Annotated in this window: 4 protein-coding genes; 2 read left to right on the forward strand and 2 right to left on the reverse strand. The window is 64.0% G+C overall.

From position 1 onward, the window contains the following. Nucleotides 1-3,075 (reverse strand): DUF6603 domain-containing protein, encoded by a 3,075-nt coding sequence (locus ACXMYJ_RS23605; protein WP_460359002.1) that lies wholly within the window; start codon nt 3,073-3,075, stop codon nt 1-3. A gap of 457 nt (nt 3,076-3,532) precedes the next feature. Beyond that, nucleotides 3,533-3,772 (reverse strand): DUF732 domain-containing protein, encoded by a 240-nt coding sequence (locus ACXMYJ_RS23610; protein ID WP_443189130.1) that lies wholly within the window; start codon nt 3,770-3,772, stop codon nt 3,533-3,535. A 249-nt stretch (nt 3,773-4,021) separates the two neighbouring features. Here ACXMYJ_RS23610 and ACXMYJ_RS23615 point away from each other — a divergent pair, with 249 nt between their 5' ends. Together ACXMYJ_RS23615 and ACXMYJ_RS23620 are read left to right on the forward strand one after the other, a co-directional pair. Next, the gene (locus ACXMYJ_RS23615) at nt 4,022-6,172 is read left to right on the forward strand and encodes a lipase family protein (protein ID WP_460359003.1); all 2,151 of its coding nucleotides are present in this window, start codon (nt 4,022-4,024) and stop codon (nt 6,170-6,172) included. After that, complete coding sequence (locus tag ACXMYJ_RS23620) at nt 6,169-9,138, forward strand: glycoside hydrolase domain-containing protein (RefSeq protein WP_460359004.1); 2,970 nt, start codon at nt 6,169-6,171, stop codon at nt 9,136-9,138. The genes ACXMYJ_RS23615 and ACXMYJ_RS23620 overlap by 4 nt, the downstream gene beginning before the upstream one ends. Nucleotides 9,139-9,195 lie beyond the last annotated feature (57 nt).

The following is a 9,195-nucleotide window of genomic DNA, read 5'->3' on the forward strand; positions in this document are numbered from 1 at the left end:
TCAGCCCCTCACGGTGGTCCGGACAGCCGATCCGGCGGCGCCCACGGAATCGGCGATGACGGCGGCCTCGGTGGCGCTCAATGCGCCGAGACCGGCCAGGAGCAGGCCACCGGTGGCGATGTCGGTGAGCGCGGACGTGCCCTGCGGCAGGATGTCGACGGGCGGGTCGGCGGGAGGTCTGGGCAGATAAGGGTTCGCGGCGGCGGCCGTGATACGACCGACGTTGCTGGTGCGGACATATGCGCTTCCGAAGGCGGCGAATTTCCAGTTCTCCCGAAGATCGGGCAGGAGCCGGTCCGCTTCGTTGCGTACGTAGGTGCGATACGCGACGTTCTCCTGGGCTTTCGCGCCGAGTTTGGGGGTGGTGGCCGCGGCGATCCGGCAACCGCCCTGCAGCTCTTCGAAACCCGAACGGGCGAGCAGCTTCTCGCCCTCGAGGTCGAAGAAGTGACCCGGGGCGAACGGGGTGCGGAGTTCGCTGACCGCCGCAGCTTCGCCGGCCGAGGACACCGGCATCCCGAGGGTGACCATGTCCGCTGTGACCGGTGACGCGCCGACGTGGGTGATCTTCACCCCGAGCGGTATCTGAGTCTGCGACACCTCGAGCCCGGCCAGTGGGTGAGCGATGCGCCCGGACACGTCGTCGACCTCGGCAAGCGTGACCATCTGAGCGGCGTGCTCGGGCAGCGTGGCCTTCCACGAGTCGGGCTCGTTGAGAGCTGCGGCGGCCAAGGCGAGGGCGTCGACCGGGGGCAGCTTCTGGGGCTCCTCGTCACCCCAGGTGATCGGTCCGAGGTCTTCGTCGAAGGTGGGCAGGAACCAGACGTCCACTTTGAGGTGTCCGGCGAGTTTGAAGGGGCGGGTGCCTTCCAGCGATCCGCGGAACATGATCGAGGCGAAGGTGAAGCCCAGCAATTCGACTTCGACACCGACCTCTATGGAGACCTTGAAGGCGAACCGCGGTGACCAGATGAAGATCATGTCCAGCGTCAGCCACGCTTTCGCGGTGATCACGGCGAAGTCCGCGTTGAGCCTGCCGTCGATCCCGAGTTGTACCGAGCCGGCGGTGATGGCGAAGTACGCCTTGATGACGAAGCTGATGGCTTTCGCCGGCGACAGATCGATGGTGAGCCGGTCCATCTCGCCGAGCTTGGGCTTCTTCCCGACGAGCTTTTCGTACTCGGGGTGGAAACCACCGACGGAGAACTCGAACCCGCCCGAGCCTGACCATTCGATGTACAGACCGAGGTCACCAGACACGGTGAAGCCGGCGATCTTCGAGTCGCGCATGCTCGCGAAGAGCAGAAGATAGTCCGGCGTTATGGCTACGAAGACATCGGCTTTGATGTCGGTGATCGGAGCTTCTTTGGTGGGCACGCGCACGCGCAGCGAACCGAGCACCACGATCATGGGGTCGGGGAGCGCCAGCACGACACCGAGCTTCATCTCGACGAACTTCGCCTGAGACCCCCACCCGAGTCCGACGATGGGACCGACGACGAAGCCGCCCGAGCGTGGGGGAAAGACGTTGGCGACCTTGTCAAGCAGCTTCGGAGCGTCGGCGACCGGGTTGTCAGGGAACAGCATCTTGTCCAGGAGGTGGTCTTTCATCCCGGCCTTGAGCGCCTCGAGGGACAGGCCGCGGTCGATGGCCAGGATGCCGCCGATGCCGTTGAGCGTGAATCCGAAGCTCAGTTCGATGGCCACGGGGAAGCGCACCCCGATCACCAGGACCAGCGAGAACGGATCCGGTGACAGGATGACGATCGCCGAGACACCGAATTTGAGGATCTGCAGTTGGATGACGCCGCCGAACTCGATGCGCTTGACGTCCTTGCCGTCGACCTTGTAGGTGCGTTCGACGCGTTGGATGAAGCCGCCGCCGGTGATGGGACCCGCCTTGACGCGCAGCCCGATCGCGTCGGGCCAGCGGGTCGACACGGGCATCTCGAACATCGCCTGCTGCTCGGTGGCGCCCTCGGGGGTGATCACCAGACCGCCGCCGACGACCTGCATGCCGACCGCATCTCCCATTTTCGCCACGATCGACGTGGTTATTTCGAAGGCCGTGACCTCACGCGCGGGATTGCGCACCAAACCGAGGGCCATCTCGCGCAGCTCCACCGCCGGATAGGAGAACCGCACCGGCAGAACGGCTTTCTCGTTCCCGCGGCCGTCTCCGAGATAGAAGCCCTGCCCGGTGTCCAGTGAGACGGCCGTGATGGTGGTGGTCTTGGGCTCACTGGAACCGGGCATGACCTTCGCGAGCAGCGGGTCGCTGGTGAGCCCGGGTTGCAGGATGGTGCGCATGCGCAGACCGATGATGCCGACGTCGCCGATGTAGTACTTGTCGCCGCGCTGGACCAGAGACTTCTTCTCTTCGTCGGTGGGGTGGGCGATCTCGCGGTCGCTGAACTGGAGGAAGCCTTCGAACGAGAGCTGGTCGAGGGTTAAGGCCCCGAGCCTGGCAGGCCCGGATTTGGCGGCCTTGACGACGAGTTTGAAGCCGTTGCCCTCGCGGTCCAGCACGAGTGTCTCGCCGAGATCGCCGAGCAGGTTTTGGATTCCGAACAGCCTGCCGAACTTGTTGAGCAGATTTCCGGCGCCGGCGCCGAGGTCCTTGAAGGGTTGGGCGGTGGGATTCCACAGGTCCATGAGGCCGGTTCGGATGTTGTCGTCGACCTGTCCGGCGGCGTCTTTGGCGAGTTCGGTGGCGATGATGTTGTAGGCCTCGTCGGCGGCCGACAGTGCCATCCCGATGCGAATGGCGACGCGGGCCGCGACGTCGAAATCGAAGTCGTCGTCGCCGATGTCCGTCTTCGATTCGGCGACCATCTTCTTGATGAGCTCGGTCTGCTTCTTGATCTTCTTGCCGATGTTCTCGAAGACCGGGCCCATCGCCTCGATGTCCGCTTTGAGTTCGTCGAACTTGGCCTTTCGCTGCGCGCTGTCGAAGGTGACGACCGCGCCGAGGAAGGGGCCCGTGTCGTCCCAGGTGGTCTCGGCCATATGCCCGAGACGGGAGTTGAGGAAGGACTCGATGGCTCGAAGGAACCCCGTGGCGATGTCTGTCATGATCCCCCACTGACGGCATGAGCACCGAACGAGTTCACGTTCGGGAAAGTGGCCTCGGGAACAATTGTGGCCACCCGGACGCGCTGTGGGGTGCGTATCGGGATTTTGCAGCCACGTGCCGGAATCGCTTGTTGACTAAGGAAATTGATCGTCACCGGGAGAGGGGTACGGGCCGGTGAAGAGGCAAAGAAGGGTGCTCTTGCCCACCGGAGGCCACCAGGGTTCGGCGTGGCCAAATGTGATGGCTGAATGCGGTGATTACGTGCTCGACAACCTGGGGGTTCGCCGAAGTTGCCCACCTGCGTGGAAAAGGCTGCCCGTTGGTCACGATGCCGGTTTCGTGATGACTGCTTCGTCGACGGCAAATCGAGGGTTGCTCTGCCGGCGAGAAGAACCTCTGGAAGGTTCGGGGTACGCGCCATCATCGAACTCCGGACCCGGATCAGCGGGGATATTCTCACTGTCCGCCTTGGCACAGGAACCTGACGGCCGAGTCATACAGAAACCCCGCGTCGCCCTCGGTCAATTCGGTGTCCTTGTCGATGGCCGCGATCGATGAGTCTCTTGGCTGACCGCAGATGCTCCAGCCGAGTTGGATCAGCTTGTCGGGCGGCCCACCGATGCCCGCGTTGTTCAGGTCGTAGAGGAAGTCGTTCTCATCGGCTGCCGCCGGGCTCGCCGTGGCTACGAGCAACATCAGAAGCACCGTACAACCTCCGATGAGGTGTTCGACCCCGCGCTTCTTGTTCATGGCGCACCCCTCTATCTCTCACCGGGGCCACGATCGTGGCGACGCGAGTAATCGTCGGGTCCGAACGAGCGGGCCGCACGCGTAGTCGCCTACCTGTTTCCCGCTCACTGCAGGTAGACCACTACGGTCTCCCGGCCTGGGACTGCGCACCAGGATCGTGGCATTGGTACACGTTCGATGGTTGGGGGCTTGACCATGACCACTACGGAGAGCGGATCCTCAGTCGGCACGGAGTCGCCAGACTCGGATCCGACCGCGCTCGAAGCTTTCGACGGTGGGGGAGCCCATCATAGGTTCGATCCTCGCGGGAAGTTCTTCGACGTCGAGGACGGTGCGACCGCTGCCACCGCCGCGGCGCCCGCTCCGGAGGTGCGGGACAGTAACCGTTCCGCACCGACGACGCCGAATGGTTCACGTGGTGGCGTCGAGGTGCGTGTCCACGGTATCGGCGATCATTCGACGTTCAGTGCACTCGGGCGGCCGAAATACAAGGAGTTGGTCGACAGCCGGGTATGGATCGGCGAGGTGCCGCCGCTGCCACGACACCCGTTACGGTTGGTGAACTGGAGTCGCGCGAACCGCCAGATCACGCGGCATCTCGGTTGGTACCTTGCTTTTCCGTTCACGTTGCTGAATGTGGCCGGCTACATGGAGCCGCCCGACCGGTCACGCCATCTGATGCGCACCGGGATCAGTGTGGCCAGCCTGTGCCTGACGGTGGCGATGGCAGCCTGGATCAGCGTCATCTTCGAGACGGCGTGGCGGTCTCTGGCACACGGCGACGATCGGTTGACCGGAGTCCTGCTGCAGGGTGTGGGTCCGGGGATCCTCATCGCTTTCGTGGTGTACCGGATGTTCGTCGGACGGGCCCTCGTGGACCGGGCGGGCAGCATGATATCGGTGGCCAGCATTCTGGTGCTGGTGGGCATGATCCAGTTCCTCCATGCGAAGCCGGCGACTTATCCGCACGCCTGGATTCGCCGGATCCTCACCCCGGCAGGCGATCCGGGTGTCGCGGTGGATCCGATGAGTTTGATCATCGCTTGCACCACGGGCCTGGTGTTCATCGTGGCGCTCTGCCTGTGCGCGCTGGCCCTGTGGAAGAAGACCAACGGTGCAGCGCTGGCGGGTGCGGCGCTGCTGTTGGTCCTGGCCATCACACTGCTGCACACGGCAGGTTCGATGCTCCGGAAGTTCTTCGACAGCGTGTTCATTTTCGTCCCGCCGAAGAACGGTCCACCGCAGCACGTATCACCCGAGGATCAGATCCGCCACGTCTTGCTTCCGCGGTTCGACGATCTCAGTGTCAAGGTGATCGCGCGGGTGCCGAAAGCACTGAGCATCGACCTGATCCCGGTGTACTTCCTGGGCGCACTCGCCGTGTTCGCGGTCGTCTTCTGCGTGGAACTGGCCAAGCAGCGGAAGTCGATAGCCCTGGCCGAAGCGACGCGCAGGAGTGGCCGACGCCAAAAAAATCCTAGCGGCACACACGAATTGGTCGTTGCGCTGCCGCGTCGTCTGGCTCCACCGGTGGCCATCGGCCTTGTCGCCACGGCGGGTCTGTGGGTCCTGATGTATCGCGGGTTCGCGAACGCCGACCCATGGTTGATCGCCGACTTCCTGGTGGCCTTGCAGGTGGCCGGCGCGGTGGCGATCCTCATGGTCGTCATCCGCAGACCCGAGCGGTTGGCGGCGCGGCTTCGCAGCATCTTCGGTTCCGTCGCGGACATCGCCGGATTCTGGGCCCCCGACCTGCACCCCTTGGCCGGAGCGTCGTACCGGCGTGCGCTTCTGGCAGGCATCCGGCAGACGATCAACGACGTCACGCTGGAGTATCCGCACACTCCGCTCGCACTGGTTGGGCACAGCCAGGGGTCGGTGGTGTGCGCCTGGTTTGTCCACGGTGGCCACTGGACCGAGCAACCGACCGAAGGGCAGAGTGACCGGGACGCGCTGAAAGCCCGCACGCATCACACCTCCAACAATGCCCGCTCCGACCGCATTGCGTTATTCACCTGCGGCTCAACGCTGTCCACTCTTTATCGCACGTTCTTTCCGCGCTATTTCGACGACGAGTTCTTCGTCAAGACGTGGGGCATGACGTACAAAGGGACGTGGTGGCGCAACTACTGGCGTAAGACCGATCCGATCGGATCGGTGGTCCCTACCAGGCGCGAGACCGACAACGTCGACGTCACCGAACGACTGGAAGACGAGACGCTCGGCCACGGTGAGTACTGGCGCAACGAGCGCCTTCGCGCGGGAATCAACCGCTTCTTCGAAACTGCCGAGATTGCGCCGGCGGTGAAACGCCCGGACCTCAGCGGAAACGGAGTGTCGTCATGAACCAACGGTTCTGGCCCATGGAACGGGGCTACATCATCACCTCGCCTTTCGGTCCGCGGTGGGGCAACCATCACGCCGGCGTCGACTTCGGCTGGCCGGGCGGATCGGCCAATCGACCCGTGTTCGCCTGTGCGGGAGGACGGGTCATTCACTCGGGCGCCGCCGCGGGTTATGGGGGCCCTGATCCCGCGGGATGGTTGGTCATCGACCACCCCACTGAAGACGGCGGCGGTACAACGGAATACGGGCACATCGTGCGCGAAGTAGCCGACGGCGCCCGGGTGGAAGCCGGACAACGCATCGGCCATATCAATCCCAACCAGGCCACCAACGGTGGCGTCGCACCTCATCTGCATCTGTCGGTCATGCCTCGTGGCTACGATCCCAACCAGAAGATCGACCCGTTGCCATGGCTGCGGGACGCCGCCATTGCCGGCGAATCGGTGCCGGCCGAGCCCGTCGGCGCGGCAGTGAGGGCTGACCTTGTGGGTAAGGAGTTGGTGGACTATTCGGCCGGGGTCCCCGGGGCGCAAGCGATCAAGGACGCCGGGTTCGTCGGTGCCGTCCGCTACGTGTCGGATCGGCGGGCGAACTGGATGCAGGGAAAGCCGCTGACTCGGGCCGAAGCCGAGGACTTCACATGGCATGGTCTGCAGATCGTTTCGAATTATCAGTTCGCCAAGGGAGGTTTCGAAACCTCCGACTGGATTCGCGGATCCGTTGGAGGAAAAGAGGACGCGCTCAGAGGACAGGCAATTCACGAAGCCGCCGGAGGCCACCCCCGAGGCGTCATCTACGTCTCCATCGACGCGGCGCCCACCCAGGTGGAGTGGGAGACGAAGGTCAAACCTTACCTTGCGGCCTGGCAGGAATCTCTGGGCAAAGAGCGCCTCGGTGTGTACTGCAATCCCTGGGTGATCGATCGGTGCCGAGAGGCCGATATCGCCACCTACTTCTGGGAACACGGCTGGGGCGGAGACAAAGACGCACCGGCACATCCTGCGGCGCACATCAAGCAATTCGAGATCGACAAGCGCAAGGTCAACGGCATCGGAGTCGACCGCAACCGCATTCTGAAGCCGTTGTTCGGCCAGTGGGGAACTGAGGAGGAAACCATGCCCGCTGTAGTGCAGGAACAGCCGAAAGACACAGTGGAGCAGTTGAAGCCACTCACCGACGTGTGGCGGGGAGACCCGGTCTGGCTCCCGGACGTGCTGCGGCTGTGGGGACTGACCGTCACCGACATAGGTAATCCGTTGAACGACGGCCATGGTGACTTCCGAGAGGTGCGAGGCGTCATCGGCCACCACACAGCGGGAGGAGGCGTCAACGACTGGAAGATCGTCAAGCACGGCCGGGCTGATCTGAAAGGCCCTCTGGCGCAGCTGGTCCTGGAGAAGGACGGCACGTTCAAGTTCATCGCCGTCGGGGTGTGCTGGCATGCGGGCGGAGGCAAGGGTTCAGCATGGGCGTCGAAGTTCAGCACTGAGGCCAATTGGTACACGATCGGGATCGAGGCGGTGAGTCGCGGTACCCCGCCGTGGGACTGGACACCTGAGCAACTCCGAAGCTACAAATGCGGCGTCGCGGCGATCCTGTGGTATCTGGGCAAGGACGCATCCTGGTTCTGCGGTCACCGCGAATACAATCTGGCCCACGGCAAGATCGATCCGGCCGGCATCGACCTCGACCAGTTCCGCCGAGAACTTCAGGAACTGATCGACCGCGGCCCCGAGGCTTACGTGAATGCCGGTCCCCAACCGGGCGTCAAAACTCGGATCGAGGCCGTGCGCGACGCGAACGAGTGGCTGGGTGACAAGATCATCGCCGAGCGCGAACTATCCTGCCCCGACGGATCAGGACGGTACGCCCACTATGAACACGGGTCGATCTACTTCCATCCCAGAACCGGAACCTTCGCCGTCCCGAAGCCGGGCATTTGCGACTTCTGGGCATCCGTGGGCTGGGAGACATCGTTCCTCGGCTATCCGACCGATGACGCGGTGAAGGCCGACCGGGGGACATGGCAGAGCTTCGAACACGGCGCCATCTATCACCGCAACGGCGACGACCACGCATGGCCGGTGCACGGCGGTATCGGCGAAACCTGGCGTAGTGCCGGCGGTCAGGACGGCAAGTTCGGTTGGCCGCAATCCCGGGAGATCGAAGATGGGCCGGACACGGTGTATCAGCGGTTCGAGAACGGGCGGATCTTCTGGCGGTTCGCCGGCGGTCCCGTCAGCTCACTGGACACCCAGGCGGAGCCCCGCATCGACGAGCCGCAGCGAAACGGTGAGGCCGCGCCCGCGGTGACCGACGGTGTGCGCGAGACCCTTCCGGACGCCACGCATGTTCAGCCGGCCGGGAACGGGGCACCCAGAAGGGCGTGGGATGGGATCTGGCGCGTCGGCGTCGAGCCCCTTTCCGGAGACCAGGTCCGGCTGATTCAGCGCCGGGCCCTGCTGGCATTCGGCAGTTACTCCGTGCCCTTGGGTGTCCAGCTGAACGGCACTTACGATGCGGCGACCGCCGCGTTCGTCGAAGAGTTCCAGTCACGTAAGAACGCCAGCGGGTACCAGCCCCGGCTGCCGGCGAATCCCAATGCGCGGCCCGGTGATTGTGACTTCGAGACGAAGAAGGCGCTGGGCATTCTGCCCACAACGCCGACCCCGGGTACAGGACCCAAATATGTGGGATATGCGGTTCCCGGGACCTGGGGAACGTGGAACATCGGGCCGCAATGCATGGCGGTGAATCGTCACCCCGAGATGGTCCATCTGCAGGGCGTCGGCTACAACACCTCCGCGTTCCTCAATCCGGACCCGCAGCATTCCTATGTCGAGGCACGCGAAGAGGGCACCGCCGAACTGCTGCGCCTGGCACTGCCCGATCCGCGGGGTTGCGTCCAGCAGAGTGGTGTACGAGTCGGACCTGATCAGCGGTACCGGCGTGTCGTTGCCGAATGATTGAAGGTCATCGCGTGATTCTTCGAGAGACCCGTCAAAGTCACTCGAGCAAAGGAA

The organism is Mycobacterium sp. ZZG (assembly GCF_054786995.1).